Origin of the sequence: Algorimicrobium echini (assembly GCF_900115185.1) — a bacterium.
In the GTDB taxonomy this organism is placed as follows: domain Bacteria; phylum Bacteroidota; class Bacteroidia; order Flavobacteriales; family Flavobacteriaceae; genus Algorimicrobium; species Algorimicrobium echini.
The window spans coordinates 123,678-140,978 of the sequence record NZ_FOVN01000006.1; the positions used below are offsets into that span (position 1 = coordinate 123,678).

General features: G+C 33.0%; 17 protein-coding genes. 11 read left to right on the top strand and 6 right to left on the bottom strand.

Features of this window, described 5'->3' with window-relative positions; translation table 11 throughout:
* The first annotated feature begins 155 nt into the window (after positions 1-155).
* On the top strand, positions 156-2,960 hold the full coding sequence (locus tag BM239_RS13060; RefSeq protein ID WP_092209482.1) for an outer membrane beta-barrel protein: 2,805 nt from the start codon (positions 156-158) through the stop codon (positions 2,958-2,960).
* Positions 2,961-3,137: 177 nt separating this feature from the next.
* Here BM239_RS13060 and BM239_RS13065 read toward each other — a convergent pair whose 3' ends face one another.
* Genes BM239_RS13065 through BM239_RS13085 form a run of 5 tightly spaced genes read right to left on the bottom strand, consistent with a single transcriptional unit; the run spans position 3,138 to position 6,382 of the window.
* The gene (locus BM239_RS13065; protein ID WP_092209354.1) at positions 3,138-3,977 is read right to left on the bottom strand and encodes a TPM domain-containing protein; all 840 of its coding nucleotides are present in this window, start codon (positions 3,975-3,977) and stop codon (positions 3,138-3,140) included.
* An 8-nt stretch (positions 3,978-3,985) separates the two neighbouring features.
* Positions 3,986-4,423 (bottom strand): TPM domain-containing protein, encoded by a 438-nt coding sequence (locus BM239_RS13070; protein WP_092209356.1) that lies wholly within the window; start codon positions 4,421-4,423, stop codon positions 3,986-3,988.
* A gap of 5 nt (positions 4,424-4,428) precedes the next feature.
* Positions 4,429-5,025 carry a LemA family protein gene (locus BM239_RS13075; protein ID WP_092209358.1) on the bottom strand — a complete coding sequence of 199 codons (597 nt, stop codon included), beginning with the start codon at positions 5,023-5,025 and terminating at the stop codon, positions 4,429-4,431.
* 56 nt (positions 5,026-5,081) lie between these two features.
* On the bottom strand, positions 5,082-5,411 hold the full coding sequence (locus tag BM239_RS13080; RefSeq protein WP_092209360.1) for a MerR family transcriptional regulator: 330 nt from the start codon (positions 5,409-5,411) through the stop codon (positions 5,082-5,084).
* Complete coding sequence (locus tag BM239_RS13085; RefSeq protein WP_092209362.1) at positions 5,411-6,382, bottom strand: M23 family metallopeptidase; 972 nt, start codon at positions 6,380-6,382, stop codon at positions 5,411-5,413. The genes BM239_RS13080 and BM239_RS13085 overlap by 1 nt, the downstream gene beginning before the upstream one ends.
* A gap of 212 nt (positions 6,383-6,594) precedes the next feature.
* Between BM239_RS13085 and alaS the strand changes: the two genes are divergently transcribed.
* The 8 genes from alaS (at position 6,595) to BM239_RS13125 (ending at position 15,212) form a co-directional block, all read left to right on the top strand.
* On the top strand, positions 6,595-9,204 hold the full coding sequence (alaS, locus tag BM239_RS13090; RefSeq protein WP_092209364.1) for an alanine--tRNA ligase: 2,610 nt from the start codon (positions 6,595-6,597) through the stop codon (positions 9,202-9,204).
* A gap of 143 nt (positions 9,205-9,347) precedes the next feature.
* On the top strand, positions 9,348-9,725 hold the full coding sequence (locus tag BM239_RS13095; RefSeq protein WP_092209366.1) for a GxxExxY protein: 378 nt from the start codon (positions 9,348-9,350) through the stop codon (positions 9,723-9,725).
* 78 nt (positions 9,726-9,803) lie between these two features.
* Complete coding sequence (locus BM239_RS13100) at positions 9,804-10,775, top strand: GSCFA domain-containing protein (protein WP_092209368.1); 972 nt, start codon at positions 9,804-9,806, stop codon at positions 10,773-10,775.
* A gap of 94 nt (positions 10,776-10,869) precedes the next feature.
* A complete protein-coding gene (locus BM239_RS13105; RefSeq protein ID WP_092209370.1) occupies positions 10,870-11,397 on the top strand; it encodes a DUF6252 domain-containing protein in 528 nt (175 codons plus the stop codon).
* 242 nt (positions 11,398-11,639) lie between these two features.
* Complete coding sequence (locus BM239_RS13110; RefSeq protein WP_092209372.1) at positions 11,640-11,924, top strand: hypothetical protein; 285 nt, start codon at positions 11,640-11,642, stop codon at positions 11,922-11,924.
* A 31-nt stretch (positions 11,925-11,955) separates the two neighbouring features.
* On the top strand, positions 11,956-13,842 hold the full coding sequence (locus tag BM239_RS13115; protein ID WP_092209374.1) for a tetratricopeptide repeat-containing sensor histidine kinase: 1,887 nt from the start codon (positions 11,956-11,958) through the stop codon (positions 13,840-13,842).
* A gap of 56 nt (positions 13,843-13,898) precedes the next feature.
* A complete protein-coding gene (locus tag BM239_RS13120) occupies positions 13,899-14,549 on the top strand; it encodes a response regulator (RefSeq protein ID WP_092209376.1) in 651 nt (216 codons plus the stop codon).
* A 48-nt stretch (positions 14,550-14,597) separates the two neighbouring features.
* The gene (locus tag BM239_RS13125; protein ID WP_092209378.1) at positions 14,598-15,212 is read left to right on the top strand and encodes a DUF4230 domain-containing protein; all 615 of its coding nucleotides are present in this window, start codon (positions 14,598-14,600) and stop codon (positions 15,210-15,212) included.
* Here the strand turns inward: BM239_RS13125 and BM239_RS13130 are convergent.
* Positions 15,207-15,512: a rhodanese-like domain-containing protein gene (locus BM239_RS13130; RefSeq protein WP_092209380.1), complete on the bottom strand. Its 306-nt coding sequence runs from the start codon at positions 15,510-15,512 to the stop codon at positions 15,207-15,209. The genes BM239_RS13125 and BM239_RS13130 overlap by 6 nt on opposite strands.
* Before the next feature lie 73 nt (positions 15,513-15,585).
* Here BM239_RS13130 and BM239_RS13135 point away from each other — a divergent pair, with 73 nt between their 5' ends.
* Together BM239_RS13135 and paaE are read left to right on the top strand one after the other, a co-directional pair.
* On the top strand, positions 15,586-16,155 hold the full coding sequence (locus BM239_RS13135; RefSeq protein WP_092209382.1) for a TetR/AcrR family transcriptional regulator: 570 nt from the start codon (positions 15,586-15,588) through the stop codon (positions 16,153-16,155).
* A gap of 67 nt (positions 16,156-16,222) precedes the next feature.
* A complete protein-coding gene (gene paaE / locus BM239_RS13140) occupies positions 16,223-17,296 on the top strand; it encodes a 1,2-phenylacetyl-CoA epoxidase subunit PaaE (RefSeq protein WP_092209384.1) in 1,074 nt (357 codons plus the stop codon).
* Positions 17,297-17,301 lie beyond the last annotated feature (5 nt).

A 17,301-nucleotide genomic window follows, 5' to 3' on the forward strand; every position in this document is an offset into this window, starting at 1 on the left:
TCCGTTTACAGCTGTAAATGGATTTTTTTGTTTCGGTTTAGGCTCTTGTTTGTAGGATTTTATAACAAAAGTTTATGTTTTTTTTAAGAGGCTCCATACTTCAAACAGTATATATTCGTTTTCTTAAAACCAACCTAAAACCATCAATCTTAAATATGAAGAATCTATTCTTTGTACTCTCGTTTTTTACTATATCAGTAGTATTTTCTCAATCAAGACCTATTCAAATTTCTGGTAAAATTATTTCTGTCGATGAACAATTGCCATTAGAATCTGCAACCGTTCATTTAGAGCGTCTGTCAGATAGCACGGTTATTACTTACACCATTTCAGATAAGGAAGGGCTATTTGTTTTAGAAGATCGGATTTCAGATAAATCCGTAAAGTTACACGTGTCCTATGTTGGCTACAAAACGTATACTAAAACAATTTCATTAAGTAATCCTATGGTTCGTTTAGAAACCATCAATTTAGATGTGAGTAATGAGTTGGATGAGGTTGTCATTAAATCGGCTGCACCAATAACCATAAAAAAAGATACATTAGAATTTAATGTCAGTTCTTTTAAAACAAAAAAAGATGCTACAGTAGAAGATTTACTAAAAGAATTGCCAGGTGTAGAGGTGGATGAAGATGGTAAGATAAAAATTAACGGTAAAGAGGTGAATAAAATTCTTGTAAATGGGAAGCCTTTCTTTGGTGATGACCCTACCATAACTACAAAAAATTTAACCAAGGAGCTGATTGAAAAAATACAAGTTGTAGATACAAAAACCAAAGCGGAAGCTTTTTCAGGAGAAGAAGTGGATGGTGAAAATAAAACCATAAACTTAACCATTAAGGAAGAAAATAATAAAGGGGTTTTTGGTCGAGTAGCAGCAGGTGCGGGAACAGATGATCGTTATGAAGGTGCTGGAATGCTTAACTATTTTGATAATGACAGGCGTATTAGTGTACTAGCAGGAGGGAATAATATTAATTCCCCTGGTTTTAGCTTTGGTGAAATTCGTAAAATGTTTGGTGGCGGATATAGCATGTCTATGTCTAGTAATGGGTCGTTTACAATTGATGGTCGGTCGTTTGGTGGAGGTGAAGGAATTACCAAATCTCAAAATGCAGGATTAAATTATGCGGATATTATTGGAGAAAAAACAGATGTAGCTGCCGATTATTTTTATTCTGGAAGCAGTTCTGAAAACAAAACAGCTTCTCAACGTGAAAATATTTTACCAGATTCTAGATATTTTACCAATTCGGTTTCTAGTAGCTATAACGATAGCGATAGCCATTCTGCTAATATGGGTTTTGATATTGAAGTAGATTCTACGTTTTTAATTAATATTGACCCTTCATTTCGTTATTCAAAAAGTACCAATAGTTTTAATGCAGCCGAAGAATCATTAAATGAAAACCAGATACTAACTAACAATTCAACATCCAATTCTTATGTTGAAAATACAGGTAGAAATTTCCGAAACAATATAAATATTACCAAAAAATTTGGTAAAAAGGGAGCCTTTATTAGGGTGAATTTAACCAATGAAATTAATACCCGAGAATCGGAAGACTTCTTAACTTCTTTAACCAATGTGTATGGCGAAGATGTAAATAATCCAAACAATCCAGACTTCATTATTATAGACCAAATAGAACGTGATCAACTTACAAATGGAACTGGTGATGTTACTAATTTCAATTCAAGCATAAACTACCGATTGCCTGTCGTTGCTGAAAAGTTATTTTTGGATTTTGAATATTCCTATGCACGAGACAAAAGTACAGATACAAAAAGTACTTTTGATAAAGATGCACAAGGAGAGTTCACAGTTTTTAATGAAGATTTAAGTACAGATTTTGAATATTTAGATGAACGGATAACACCTGGTGTTAGTTTGAGTTTTCGTAACAAAGTATGGTCCTCAAGAATTGGGTTTAATTATGTGTTTAGAACATTAGGAAATACAGATTTACTCCGACCAGAATTGAGTATCAAAAAACGTTTCGAAGCCACAGAGTTAAACGGATACTTGCGTTATAAATTTAGTCCAAAAGCTTCATTTTGGTCTAGTTACCGTTTGAGTAATGAACCACCTAGGTTATCTCAATTGCAGGCGTTTCAAAACGTATCGGACCCATTAAACACAGTTGTTGGTAACCCAGATTTGGAGCCATCCAATAGTCATCGTATAAATTTAGGATTTAATGCTTTCGATTGGCAGAAACGAACCGGATTCTATTCCTACGTAGGTGGGAATTTTACCCAAAATCAAGTGGTAACCAAGACAACGATAGACGCCAATTTTGTTAGAACAACAACCTTTGCTAACGTTGATGGTAACTATCAGTTTTATGCTAACATGGATTATAGCAAAGATGTTAAAATAGATAGTTTACGAACGGTAAAAATGAGTGTAGGTGTGAATGGAAATTTAAGTAGAAATATCAATTTTAATAACGACGTGCAATATGCCAGTAAAGTAAGATCCTTATCACCAGAAGTGGGCATGCGTTTTACTTGGAAAGAAGTTATGGAGTTTAGACCAAGGTATTCAGTGTCATTTACAAAAAATAAATACGATTTAGCTGAATTTGAAGATCGTGAGTTTTTAGAACATAACTTAAATATAGGAACAGCCTTGTTCTTGCCAAAAAAGTTTGAATGGCGAAATGATATCAATTTTAATTACAATCCTAATGTAGGACCAGGCTTTCAAAAAAGTGCCTGGTTTTGGAATTCTACTCTAGCATATTCTGTTTTAAAAGACGCAGGAACTGTTACGTTAAAAGTTTATGACTTGTTAGACCAAAATACGAACGCCAGACGAACAGCTACTCAAAATTACATTCAAGATTCTCAAAGTACGGTTTTAGAACAATATTTTATGCTAAGCTTTAGTTGGAAGTTTAATAGTTTGGGAAGCAAAGGAGAAACGGATGATGATACTTTTTATTGGGATTAAGCAAAGCCTAATTAAGCAGTAAAGATATTCATGTCCGTTGGAGTCCAGTAGAGAATTTTTTCCTTTTAAGTAAAATGAGGTGTCAACTGAACTCGACCAGACAACAACTTAAATGAAAAAGCGATTTTAGTTCAAACTAAAATCGCTTTTCTATTTTTCATTGCTCATTACTCACTACTACCAACCTCCCGAAGCGCCTCCACCTCCAAAGCCACCGCCTCCGAAACCACCTCCAAAGCCGCCTCCAAAGCTGCCGCCCGAAGAGCCGCCAAAACCACCTGATGAGCCACCATAACCACCACGTCCTAGATTGCTTAAAATAATAGCGTCTAAAATGCTAAAACCTCCAGAGTTTTTACCACCAGAACCATTATGACCACCACCACGCTTATTTTTAGAAATAGCGATGATGATGAAAATAAATACTATAAATAGGAAGAAAAAGAAACCAATGGGTGAACCATTAGAATTTTCTTGTCTGGATCCTTGATACTCGCCAGTCATTACCTCAAAAATGGCATCAGCACCTCGGTTTAAGCCACCAGGATAATCATTTTGTTTAAAGAAAGGGATGATATCATTTTGTATGATACGTTTGCTCATGGCGTCTGTAAGCAAATGCTCCACACCATAACCTGTATTAATGGCAATTTTCTTGTCATCACGTGCTAATAAAATTAACACTCCATTGTCTTCCTTTGCTTGACCTATTCCCCATTTTTGTCCCCATTGCGCACCTAAATAATTTATGTTTTCTCCATTGGTTGAAGAGATAATTGCGACCACTATTTGCGTAGAAGTCGTGTCAGAATACTTGATTAATTTATTTTCTAAAGCCCTTTTTTCTGTTGCTGATAATAAACTAATATAGTCATAAACACTGGTTTGTTCTTTGGGTATTTCAGGAATTGTAAACTGTGCCAAACCAGATTGCAAACCTAAAAACAGCATGGTGCAAATAAGACTAATCTGCTTGAAAGTTATGTGTGTAAATAGGTGGTTTTTTAAATTTGGCATGTTTGGTTTTATCCTTTAGAAATGGTGTCTGGTAATTCGTTTATATCAGTGTGTTGCCAAGGGAAATGTTGTTCTAATGCTTTGCCAGCCATTAAAATACCATCTACTAATCCTTGCTTAAAGTTACCTTGTTTGAACTGGGCTTGAATGGCATTACGTGTTGTGTCCCAGAAATCATTTGAAACGACATCGTTAATACCTTTGTCTCCAAATATCACAAAGTTTCTGTCTTCTACAGCTACATAAATTAATACGCCATTTTGCTGTTTGGTATTATCCATTTTTAAAAAATGAAACACTTCCATAGCACGATCAAACACATCAATTTTAGATGTTTTTTCTAAATGAACCCGAATTTCACCAGAGGTGTTTTTTTCAGCTTCGCGAATGGCAGCAATAATAGCTTGTTCCTCATTAGCTGTTAAAAAATCTTCTATTTTAGACATAGCTCTTAAAATTCGAAATCAATATCTGGTGCATTTTCACTGCCTGGATCTGCTTTGTATCTTGGCATTTCTTCAAACCCAAAGATTCCAGCTAAAAAGCTGCCTGGGAACTTTTTAATGTGCTTGTCATAAATGTTAACAGATTCATTATAACGGTCTCTAGCTACATTAATTCGGTTTTCGGTTCCTTCTAATTGAGCTTGTAATTCCAAGAAATTCTGATTGGCTTTTAAATCAGGATAGCGTTCCACTGTGACTAATAATCGTGATAAAGCACTACTTAAGCCAGATTGAGCTTGTTGAAATTGTGCCATGTTTTCAGCTGTTAAATTGCTGGCGTCAATGGTAGTTGATGTAGCTTTTGATCGGGCTTCAATAACTTCAGTTAACGTAGTTCGTTCAAAATCGGCAGCACCTTGAACCGTTTTTACTAAGTTTCCAATTAAGTCGTTACGTCGTTGGTAAGAGCTTTCAACATCTGCCCATGCTGTTTTTGCATCTGCTTCATATTCTACGGCTGTATTATTAAATCCAACAGCCCAAGAGTAAATTGCGACAGCAAGAACTCCTATAATTATAACGGGAATTAACCATTTTTTCATAATAAGTTGTTTTAGTGTAAAGGTTGTTATTATTAGTTGTCTTTTTTAGTAAAAAGTTACAATTGCTCTTTAATTTTTGTGAGTTGTGCTTTTATATCTTCTAGTTTAGAGATAATTTCAAAGTTATTTAGCGTCTGTTGTTTTTCTTCTTTTAAGTGAATTTTAGCACCATCTAAAGTAAAACCGCGTTCTTTTACTAAATGAAATATGAGTTTCAGGTTTTGAATATCATCAGGTGTAAACTTCCTGTTGCCCTTTGCGTTTTTTTTAGGTTGTAAAACATCAAATTCCTTTTCCCAAAAACGAATTAAAGACGTGTTTACACCAAATGCCTTGGCTACTTCACCAATTCCATAATATCGTTTTTCGGGTAAGTTAATATGCATTAGTCTAAAGATTGGTTTTCAAGGGTGGCATGTTTTAAAAGCTCATCAAATTCTTCAGCAGATAGATTGCCGTAATAGAAATTGAGTGGGTTAATGCGTTCATCGTCTTTAAAAATTTCATAATGTAAATGGGCTGCTTCTGAACGACCCGTATTTCCAACAAAGCCAATTAAATCACCTCGCTTTACTTTTTGATTTTTTTTAACGTTGTATTTATATAAATGAGCATACAAGCTGATATACCCAAAACCATGGTCTATCCGTATGTGATTGCCATAGCCGGATGATTGACTGTCGGCACGAATAACAACGCCATCACCAGATGCGTAAACAGGTGTGCCTCGTGGTGCTGTAAAGTCCATGCCATAATGAAATTTTCTAACTTTTGTAAATGGATCGGTTCGATAACCATAACCAGAGGCCATTCGTGTTAAATCTTCATTGCTAACGGGTTGTATAGCCGGAATAGCAGCTAATAGTTTTTCTTTTTCTTCTGCTAATTTGGCAATTTCATCCAATGATTTTGACTGGACTACAATTTGCTTTTGTAGCATATCAATACGTTTATTGCTTTCAATAATAAGTTTGGAGTTATCAAATCCTTCTAGGTTTTTATAACGGTTTACACCACCAAATCCAGCACGCCTTTGTTCGTCTGGAATAGGGTTGGTTTCAAAATACAATCGGTAAATATTATTATCTCTATTGGCAACATCTTCTAAAACTAATTGGGCTTCATCCATTTTTTTGTTTAACAATTGGTACTGTAACTGCATGTTAGCCAGTTCTCGTTTTAAAGCTTTTTCTTTAGGAGATTCAATATATTGACTAGTAATAAACATGGTTAGGAAACCAAACAATCCAGCGGCTAAAATAAAAAGCCCAATGAATTTAAAGGTGCGCCTTTTTTTACGCTCAATTTTCCTGTAAGAGAGCGTTTCAGAATCGTAATAATATTTTACCTTACTCATTGGCTAAATTTACTATTTTTGCAGATAATTAGAATAGATTAATTAATTATTCTGCTATGTAAAAATAATGTTATAAATATAGAACTAGAACTGGTGTTATTGCCATACATTTAGTTTACTATATTTTTAATTATAAATTTATGAAGAGTAAATATATAAATTGTTTAGCACATGGCGGAATTTTAACATAAGCTTACAACCCATTTTCATTTATGAAGTCTCAAGATATACGTTCAAAATTTCTACAATTTTTCAAAGATAAGCAGCACAGTATTGTGCCATCAGCTCCAATGGTACTAAAAGATGATCCTACGTTAATGTTTGTCAATTCTGGTATGGCTCCTTTTAAAGAATACTTTTTAGGGAATGCGGAGCCTAAAAATAATAGGATTGCTGACTCACAAAAATGTTTACGTGTTTCTGGTAAACACAATGATTTGGAAGAGGTTGGTTATGATACCTACCATCATACGCTTTTTGAAATGCTAGGAAATTGGAGTTTTGGTGATTATTTTAAAGAAGAAGCTATTGCTTGGGCATGGGAATTACTAACAGACGTTTTTAAAATAGATCAGGATATTTTATATGTTACTGTTTTTGAGGGTGATGATGAAGATGGTATCCCTATGGATCAAGAAGCTTATGATTTTTGGAAGCGTTTAATTCCTGAAGAGCGTATCCTTATGGGAAATAAAAAGGATAATTTTTGGGAAATGGGTGATCAAGGACCATGTGGACCTTGTAGTGAGATTCATGTTGATATACGTTCGGCAGAAGAAAAAGCCAAAGTATCAGGAAAAGATTTAGTAAATATGGATCATCCACAAGTTGTGGAAATCTGGAACTTGGTCTTTATGCAATACAACCGGAAAGCCAATGGTTCATTAGTGTCTTTGCCTAATAAACATATTGATACAGGTATGGGATTTGAGCGATTGTGTATGGTTTTACAAGGTGTTCAGAGTAATTATGATACCGATGTTTTTACACCAATTATTCGTGAAATAGAAACCATAACCGATAAAGATTATGGTAAAGAAGATAAGATTGATGTTGCTATTCGGGTTATTTCAGACCACGTCCGTGCGGTAGCATTTTCAATTGCAGATGGTCAACTGCCAAGCAATACAGGAGCAGGTTATGTTATACGTAGAATTTTACGTCGTGCCATTCGCTATAGTTTTACCTTTTTAGACCAAAAGGAACCATTTATTTACCGTTTGGTAGATGTATTAAGTTTGAAAATGGGCGCGGCTTTTCCAGAACTGAAATCGCAAAAGCAATTGATTGAAAATGTTATAAAGGAAGAAGAAGCCTCCTTTTTAAGAACATTGGACCAGGGATTAGTATTATTAGATGGTATTGTAAAAAACACTTCAGGTGATACGGTTTCGGGTGAAAAGGCCTTTGAGTTATATGATACGTATGGTTTTCCAATTGACTTAACCGCTTTAATTTTATCTGAACAAGGATTAAAATTAGATCAAGCTGGTTTTAAAACGCATTTAGAAAAACAAAAAAAACGATCGCGTGCAGCCAGTGAAATGTCTACAGACGATTGGACCATTTTAATTGATGATGCTGTTCAGGAGTTTATAGGTTATGATGCTTTGGAAGCAAAAGTTAAAATTACACGCTACCGTAAAGTAACGTCTAAAAAAGATGGCAATATGTATCAACTGGTTTTTAATCTTACCCCTTTTTACGCAGAGGGTGGTGGTCAGGTTGGTGATAAAGGCTATTTGGAAGATGTACATGGTAATATCATTTATATCCTAGACACCAAGAAGGAGAATAACGTGGTCATGCATTTTACTAAAAATTTACCAGAAAATATTGATGGGACTTTTACAGCAACTGTAGATGCTAAGCAACGTTATAGAACGGAGTGTAACCATACAGCAACTCATTTATTGCATCAAGCTTTGCGTGAAGTTTTAGGACCTCACGTCGAGCAAAAGGGAAGTGCCGTTCACTCTAAATACTTACGCTTTGATTTTTCGCATTTTTCTAAATTAACCGTCGATGAATTGCGGGATGTTGAGATTTTTGTAAATGCACGTATTGCTGGTAAATTACCATTGCAAGAAGAGCGCAATATGCCAATGGATAAAGCTATTGAGGCTGGAGCAATGGCGTTATTTGGAGAGAAATATGGTGATACGGTTCGTGTGGTTCGTTTTGGGCAATCTATTGAATTGTGTGGTGGAACTCATGTGAAAAATACAGGTGATATTTGGTTCTTTAAAATTGTTTCTGAAGGTGCAGTTGCAGCTGGAATTAGACGTATTGAAGCCATAACCAACGATGCATTAAAAGATTACTTTGCAGACGTAAATAATACGTATACTGAAATAAAAACACTATTGAATAATAATGAGCCTGTTAAAGCACTTCAAAATTTACAAGAAGAAAATAGTCAGCTTAAAAAACAGGTTGAAAGCTTATTAAAAGACAAAGCAAAGAACTTAAAAGGCGACCTTAAATCAGAATTAACAGTAGTAAATGGTGTTCAGTTTTTAGCTAAAAAAATAGATTTGGACGCAGGAGGTATTAAAGATTTGTGTTTTGAATTGGGTAGCCAGTTTGATAATTTATTTTTATTATTTGCGGCCGAAAATGATGGAAAAGCCTTGTTGTCCTGCTATGTTTCTAAAGAACTTGTAGCAAGTAAAGGTTTAAACGCTGGACAAATTGTTAGAGAACTAGGCAAGTATATCCAAGGTGGAGGTGGAGGTCAACCGTTTTTTGCAACAGCAGGCGGTAAAAATCCAGACGGTATTGAGGAGGCTCTGGAAGCTGCTAAAAAGTATTTGGAATAGGAAGGAGGCTCTCGCAAAGGGGCAAAGACGCAAAGTTGGATTACAGTGAGAATAAAAGGGTAAATGAGTTAAGGAATATCAATGCTGTTTGCTGAAAATTATTTTCTTCATTATTTTTTAGATAATCTAAATAAATAGAAACTATGAATGAAAACGATATTTCAAAAGTTATAGTTGATGTTTGTTATCAAATTCATGTAGAAATTGGTCCAGGATTGTTAGAGTCTGTTTATGAAGAAATATTATATCAAGAATTACTAAATGAAGGTATGATAGTTGAAAGACAAAAATTACTTCCAGTAGTCTGGAGAGGTCAAAAATTAAATTTGAATTATAGAACGGATTTAAGAGTTGAGAATAAAGTTATCATAGAAATTAAGTCGGTTCAAGAAATTCATCCAGTACATCCAAAACAATTGTTAACCTATTTAAAATTGTCAAAATTAAAACTCGGTTTACTAATAAATTTTAATAGTCCTCTAATTAAAACAGGAATTACTAGAATTGTAAACGGTTTATAGTAAGTAATTTGATTTTGATTTTCAGAAAAGCAACTTTGCGCCTTTGCGAAAAAAAACAATTAAGAATAAATATCAGTAATGAACCTCCAAACAAAAATCCCACTAAAACCACAGCCAAGTAATCAAATAGATTATGATGCTAAAGTGCTTTTATTAGGGTCGTGTTTTGTTGAAAATATTGGTCAGAAATTAGATTATTTTAAATTTAGGAGTGTTCAAAATCCGTTTGGAATTTTATTTCACCCTTTGGCTATTGAAAATTTGATTTCAAATGCTGTCACTAGAAAGGTTTATAAAGAAGATGATGTCTTTTTTCACAATGAACAATGGCATAGTTTTGAAGCGCATTCAATATTAAGTAGCGTTAGTAAGGAAGCTTTGTTAAGTAAACTGAATGAGCAGATTGAAATCACGCACGAACAAATTGTAAAAGCCTCTCATATTATTATAACATTAGGAACAGCTTGGGTGTATCGCGATATAGAAAGCAACACCGTTGTGGCTAACTGTCATAAAATTCCGCAGAAAAAATTCTTAAAAGAATTGTTGTCCGTAACCGATATATTAAAAAGTTTGCAAGTTTCTTTGCTACAGATTAAAAGCGTGAACCAATCTGCAGACATTATATTTACGGTGTCGCCCATTAGACATTTAAAAGATGGTTTTATTGAGAATACACAAAGTAAAGCGCATCTTATAACTGCTATTCACGCACTATTAAATGAAAAAGCATCACCTAATAAAGGGCAATTGTATTATTTTCCTTCTTATGAAATAATGATGGATGAATTACGCGATTATCGTTTTTATGCTGATGATATGATTCACCCAAACCAAACAGCTATACACTATATTTGGAATGCTTTTAAAAGAGTATGGGTTTCTGATGATGCCTTAAAGACGATGGATGAGGTTGATGCCATTCAAAGAGGGCTTCAGCACAAACCCTTTAATTCAAATTCAGAAGCGCATCAATTATTTCTTAAAAAACTTTCAGAAAAAAAGGTAAAATTAGAAACGAGCTTTCCGCATATAAGTTTTAAATTTTAATACCTTATTCCTAAATATACGTAATTCATCGTATTGACTTCAACCCGCTATTGTTGCAATTTTGGACTATTATTAACAATAAACGAATTCAACAATGAGAACTTTAAAACAATTTACCGTATTTGTGATGATGGCATCACTTGTTTCAATTACAGCTTGTAAAAGCGATGATGATGGAGGTGATCCAGCAGCATCAGGAGGAGCATCAGGTGTGATAACGGCTAAAATAGATGGAAATTCATTTCAGTCGTTGGAAATTACATCAACAGCTTCACAAGTTACAGCAGGTCCAAATACAACCGTAACTTTGCAGGGGAATTCTTCAACCCAAGGATTTAGTATAATTATTAATGCGTTTGATGGTGTTGGAACTTATGAAATAACCGATAGTAATGTTTTTATCGTGGCATCTTACATAGAGCCTAATGTTTCAAATCCGTCAGCAACGCAAACATGGAATGCGCCTTATCAAGATTCTGGCGTTGTGGGTGAAATAAAAGTTTCTGAAGATTCAGATACTAATATTAAAGGAACGTTCAGTTTTCAGTGTAAAAACGCAAATGACGATTCGGTGAAAAACATCACGGAAGGAACGTTTAATTTGACAAAGCAAATTTTCTAAAAACGACATTTAAATCTTAACTAACAATATCTTGTTGTTGAGATGTGTGGATTGGGCGTGATGATACCATATTATTACGCTTAATCTTTTTTAAAAAGCAGTTGGTCGAAAAAATAATTGATGTCAGCCATATAGTTGTAATTTTAAAATGCTATTAATTATTATATAATTAAACATCAATTATGCGAACTGCCAAAAGCAATTCCTAATTGGTGTTTTTTTTTGTTTAATAATTAGTAAAAATGATTCTACTCTCAATTTTATACAGTCTAGTTCTGATACTAGTTATGGTTGCTATTTGGATATATATGCAAACACGAATATTCCAAAAAACAGTTGTAAAACAGAATGAAATTTTGCAAGAAAATCTTGCTTTTAACCTAAAAAAATATGAGAACAATACTCAAAAATATACATTTTTAGAATCCTATAATAAAGAGTTGCTTAAAAAATTATTTGGTATCACGCAGGACTTACTTATAGTAAAAAAAGCTATATTAGAAGATGCTATTAATGGATTTCTTTAACTATTTTCACTACATAATTTAAACGGAACTTATGAATTATTTTATTTGTATTGTTTTAGTTCTTTTTAGTGCGACAATTTCTTGGGGCCAAAATCGTGCACAAGTTTATAATGATTCTGCACTAGATATTTATAAAACCGATTCTAAAAAAGCCATTGTAATTTTAGAACAAGGGTTAATGATAGCGGAAAAAGAAGGTTCCAAAAAAGAAAAAGGTAGAATATTAAATAGTCTAGGAATTGTTTATAGAGATTTGGGTGAGTTTGAAAAATCTAAAGAGCTTTCTCTAGAGTCTTTAAAGAATACTAATGATTCTCTGATAGTGGCATCGGCCTATAATAATCTGGGTGTTGTAAATAGAAATTTGGGTTTTTATGAAGAAGCGGTTTCATTTTTAATTAAAGCTTTATCAATTTATGATGCCAAAGGTATGATGCGTGAATCTGCAGTTACAAATAATAATATTGGTATTGTTTATAGTTTTAATGATGTTTATGATAAAGCAGTAGAATATCACCTAAAGGCTAAAGGAGAATTCGAGAAACTAAATGATAAGAAAGGGGCTTCGGAAGCTTATAACAATATAGCTATTGTTTATGCTAACAATGGTGATTTAAAAAAAGCTTTAGAATATTTTAAATATTCATTAAAACTAGAAAGTGAGTTGAAAGATAAAAAGGGCGTTGCCGAATCTTTAAATAATATAGGAGGTGTCTATTATTATTTAGAGGAAGTCGATTCATCTCTTGTTTATTTTGAAAAATCCGCTGAATTGGAGAAAGAAATTGGAAATTATTCAGGTGTCGGATCCAGTTATAATAATATAGCGCAAGTTTTAATTGAAAAAAAAAGAGCGGTTAAAGCAAAACCTTACATTGATAGTGCTTTTGTTTATGCTCAAACTTATAAAGTAGTAGAAGACATTCAAGCTGCCCTACAAAACTATTCAGACTATTATCAAGCTAATAATCTGCCACAAAAAGCTTTGGAGTATTATAAACGTTTAACCAATTTTAAGGATAGTATTCAAAATTTGGATGTAAAAAATAAAATTGCTGAACTTGAAATTGAATATCAAACCGAAAAGAAAGAAAAGGAGATTTTAAAGCAACGTGCTGATTTAGCGGAAAAAGAACGGGATATCAGCGAAAAAAACAGCTTCATATTAGGTTTAGTTGGTTTGGCTACTGTAATATCATTACTAGGTTTTTTGGTTTATAATCAACAAAAGTTAAAAAACCGACAGCTTAAAAAGGAAAGTGAATTAAAAGAGGCCTTAATAAAAATTGAAACCCAAAATAGATTGCAGGATCAAAGGCTGCGAATTAGTCGCGATTTGCATGATAATATTGGTGCGCAATTAACCTTTATAATTTCCTCTTTAGATAATTTAAAATATGGGTTTAAACTTCCAGATAATTTAACCGCTAAATTAGAAACCATCAGCCAGTTTACAACTGCCACAATTTATGAGCTTCGCGATACAATTTGGGCCATGAATAAAACTGAAATTTCCTTTGAAGATTTACAATCTAGAATATCTAACTTCATTGAAAAAGCAAATTCTTCATCAGATGCTATTACCTTTAATTTCCGTGTGGATCAAGATGTTGATTCCAATAAGTTATTTACTTCTGTTCAGGGTATGAATATCTATCGTATCATTCAAGAATCTGTTAATAATGCTTTAAAATATGCAAAAGCATCTATTATTAATGTTCAATTTTTATCTAAAAATCATCAATTTGAAATGACCATTACTGATAATGGAATAGGATTTAATCCCGATGAGGTTTTGGGTGGAAATGGACTCCTAAATATCAAGAAACGTACGCATGAATTAGATGCAGAATTGGAAATTATCAGCTCTGAAAATAAAGGTACAACCATACGTGTTTTTAAAATTCTAAATACGTAAAGTGTCGTATAGCATCTAATCTGTGGAATTCCTATATTTAGTAAAAACCAACTATCATGAAAATTAAAATAGCCATTGTTGATGATAATTCTTTTCTAATAAAAGCCGTTACTGAAAAATTATCTTTTTTTGAAGATTTAGAGGTGAAATTTACAGCTACCCATGGTTCAGATTTATTACTTAAATTAAGTGAAAATCATAATTTAGATTTAATTCTAATGGATATTGAAATGCCTATTTTAAACGGTATCGAATCGACTGAAATTGTCAAACAAAAATATCCGCATATTAAAATTATTATGCTCACAGTTTTTGATAATGATGAAAATATTTTTAATGCTATTAAAGCAGGAGCAGATGGCTATTTGTTAAAAGAAATTAATGCCAAAGATTTATATGATGGCATTCAAGAAACTATAAATGGAGGTGCTGCAATGAATCCATCAATAGCTATGAAAACGCTTAAATTACTACGAAACCCAATAAATATTGAAAATAAAATAGATCAAGATGTTATTAAATTAACACAGCGTGAAGTTGAAGTGTTAGAGCAATTAAGTAAAGGTTTGAGTTATAATTTAATTGCCGAAAATTTAATCTTATCTGTAGGAACTGTTAGAAAACACATTGAAAATATTTACAAAAAATTACAAGTACATAATAAACTAGAAGCCGTTAGCAAGGCCAAAAAAAACAATCTCATTTAATATGTTGAGCCTCAATAAGGACGATTTATTTTTTTTGTACATTCGTATATGAGAAAAATTTTATTTGGAGTTGCTATTACGCTAATCGTACTTTTTACCCTTAAGTATTGTGGTGATAAAAAAGAAAATCAAGCAACACTTAAAGAAAGCTCTGCGCTTATTCAAGAGCAAATAAAAAATGTCGGTAAATTAATTGTTACCGAAGGCCATTTTAGTCAAGTTCTAAACTATACGAACTCAAAAGAATTATTTGGTAGTTATCTCACATCTAATAAAAAGGCTTTGGTAGTTGTAAATGCCGATGTTTTTATTTCTTATGATTTAAGTGAAATTGAGTATGATATTAACCAAACTACCAAAACCTTAACTATTTTAAGTGTTCCTAAAGAAGAAATTAAAATAATTCCTGATTTGGAATATTATGATATTGAAGCAGATTTTTTCAATCCCTTTGAAGCTGAAGATTATAATAATATTAAAGAGTTGGTAAAAAAAACGTTAATAAAAAAATTGGATAAGTCTGATATGAAATCCAATGCACAGAACAGACTAATAAGTGAGTTGTCTAAATTTTATATTCTAACAAACTCTTTGGGCTGGACCCTTGAATATAATGGTGCCGAAATTACCAATCAAGAAGCTATAAATAAGTTCAAGTTATAGTCGGTTTTGTAATTTTACCCAGCCTCCACCATTTGTTGCATCAATATTTTGGAGATTCAGGTATTTTGCAGCTTTAGCTGAACGCACGCCACTCTCACAACAAACAACAATAGGTTTTTTTAATTGTTTCACTTCTTCAATTCTGTTTTTAAGCTCATCCAAAGGAATATGTACAGCTCTTTCAATATGTCCATTGTCCCATTCGTGTTTGTTCCTAACATCTAAAATGGTTGCACCATTATCTAAATACATCTGAACCTGACGTTTTTTCACGCCAAATATAAAATCAAAAAACCCCATAGTCTATCTTTTTATTTACATTTACACATAAAAGGTAGTTAATAAATATTATTTAATCAAATGCAATAGCAATTTGAAATCAGAAACTAGAAAAGAGGAAATTATAAAAACAGCAGCTAAACTTTTTAAAGAAAAGGGTTATAGTGCAGTTACCATGCGCGATATAGCAACAGCAATGGGGATAAAAGCAGCTAGTTTATACAATCATATTAGCTCCAAACAAGAAATTTTAAAAGATATTATAATCTCGCTTGCAGAAGCATTTACCGAAGGAATGCAGCAAATTAAATCATCTCATATTTCAACCATTCAAAAAGTTCAAGCTGTTATAAAATTGCATGTAGATATCACTGCTAAAAACACCTATGGTATGGCTTCTCTAAATAATGATTGGATGCATTTGGAAGACGAAAGAGGTTATTATTTAGCTTTGCGAAATGGATATGAAGCCGATTTTAGAAGCATTATAGATGAAGGTATGCGTCGAAATGAAATATGTAATGGTAACGTGGAGATCATCATTTTTTCTATACTATCCACATTACGCTCTCTATATCTTTGGATTCCTAAAAAGGAGGATGTCTCGCCTCAAGAACTGTCAGATAATTTAAGTAGTATCTTAATCAGTGGAATTAACAAATAGTTAGCATAATATTTTGTAAATTTGTATCCCAAACTAACAGTTGTTAGTTTGTAGTATAAATTAAAATATGGCAGATTTTTACAACATAAAAGTTGCGGATATATACAAGGAAACAAAAGATACGGTTGTTATTTCTTTTGATGTTCCTGACAATTTAAAACCTAAATTCCATTTTAAACAAGGCCAACACCTTACCTTGCGTAAGGAAATAAATGGTGAAGATATTCGTAGAAATTATTCCCTTTGCTCCAGTCCTTTGGATAACGAATGGAAAGTGGCAGTTAAGACAATAAGAGGTGGTGTATTCTCTAATTACGCATTCAATTCTTTAAAAAAAGGCGATGAACTCCAGGTTATGGCACCTCATGGTGAATTTTATGTAGATTGCGAGCCTGAAAGTTCTAACAACTATATAGCCTTTGCAGCAGGAAGTGGAATAACACCCATGTTGTCCATAATTAAAACACATTTGCGTTCGGAGCCAAACAGCACATTCAAACTGTTTTATTTGAATAGAACCGTTAAATCCATTATCTTTAAAGAAGAAATAGAACAGTTGAAAAATGAATTTTTTGGGCGGTTTCAGGTATTTTACTTTTTAACTAAAGAACAACGTGATATTCCGTTTTTAAATGGTCGTTTTAATAAAGAAAAGCTAGCAGTTTTAACCCAACGGTTTATTGATATTCCAGATACGAACCATGCATTTATTTGTGGGCCACAAGAGATGATTTTCTTAATTCGTGATGAATTGCAAGCTGCTGGGATGGCAAAAGAAAAAATTCATTATGAATTGTTTTTTTCTGGAAGTTCGGAAGAAGAAAACAGACATATTGCAGAAGTTCTTGACGAAAAGGTGGATGGTACACAAGTTACCATTATCGATGGTGGAAAAGAATTTCATTTTATTATGGATGATGATTTCGATAATATTTTGGATGGTGCTTTAGCTGCTGGAGCCGATTTGCCATTTGCTTGCAAAGGAGGTGTTTGTAGCACCTGTAAATGTCAAGTAATTGAAGGTTCGGTTAAAATGAAAGTCAATTACGCACTTGAAGAAAAAGAAGTGGCACAAAATTATGTGTTAAGTTGTCAAGCTGTGCCAACAACCGGTAAAGTGGTGGTTGATTTCGATGTTTAATAAAA

What these genes read in the sequence shown, in the direction of transcription:
- BM239_RS13080 (WP_092209360.1), bottom strand. Translation starts at nt 5,411, where the DNA reads ATGCATATTAACTTACCCGAAAAACGATATTATGGAATTGGTGAAGTA.
- paaE (WP_092209384.1), top strand. Translation starts at nt 16,223, where the DNA reads ATGGCAGATTTTTACAACATAAAAGTTGCGGATATATACAAGGAAACA.
- BM239_RS13120 (WP_092209376.1), top strand. Translation starts at nt 13,899, where the DNA reads ATGAAAATTAAAATAGCCATTGTTGATGATAATTCTTTTCTAATAAAA.
- BM239_RS13085 (WP_092209362.1), bottom strand. Translation starts at nt 6,382, where the DNA reads ATGAGTAAGGTAAAATATTATTACGATTCTGAAACGCTCTCTTACAGG.
- BM239_RS13065 (WP_092209354.1), bottom strand. Translation starts at nt 3,977, where the DNA reads ATGCCAAATTTAAAAAACCACCTATTTACACACATAACTTTCAAGCAG.
- BM239_RS13110 (WP_092209372.1), top strand. Translation starts at nt 11,640, where the DNA reads ATGATTCTACTCTCAATTTTATACAGTCTAGTTCTGATACTAGTTATG.
- alaS (WP_092209364.1), top strand. Translation starts at nt 6,595, where the DNA reads ATGAAGTCTCAAGATATACGTTCAAAATTTCTACAATTTTTCAAAGAT.
- BM239_RS13060 (WP_092209482.1), top strand. Translation starts at nt 156, where the DNA reads ATGAAGAATCTATTCTTTGTACTCTCGTTTTTTACTATATCAGTAGTA.
- BM239_RS13095 (WP_092209366.1), top strand. Translation starts at nt 9,348, where the DNA reads ATGAATGAAAACGATATTTCAAAAGTTATAGTTGATGTTTGTTATCAA.
- BM239_RS13130 (WP_092209380.1), bottom strand. Translation starts at nt 15,512, where the DNA reads ATGGGGTTTTTTGATTTTATATTTGGCGTGAAAAAACGTCAGGTTCAG.
- BM239_RS13075 (WP_092209358.1), bottom strand. Translation starts at nt 5,025, where the DNA reads ATGAAAAAATGGTTAATTCCCGTTATAATTATAGGAGTTCTTGCTGTC.
- BM239_RS13105 (WP_092209370.1), top strand. Translation starts at nt 10,870, where the DNA reads ATGAGAACTTTAAAACAATTTACCGTATTTGTGATGATGGCATCACTT.
- BM239_RS13115 (WP_092209374.1), top strand. Translation starts at nt 11,956, where the DNA reads ATGAATTATTTTATTTGTATTGTTTTAGTTCTTTTTAGTGCGACAATT.
- BM239_RS13125 (WP_092209378.1), top strand. Translation starts at nt 14,598, where the DNA reads ATGAGAAAAATTTTATTTGGAGTTGCTATTACGCTAATCGTACTTTTT.
- BM239_RS13070 (WP_092209356.1), bottom strand. Translation starts at nt 4,423, where the DNA reads ATGTCTAAAATAGAAGATTTTTTAACAGCTAATGAGGAACAAGCTATT.
- BM239_RS13100 (WP_092209368.1), top strand. Translation starts at nt 9,804, where the DNA reads ATGAACCTCCAAACAAAAATCCCACTAAAACCACAGCCAAGTAATCAA.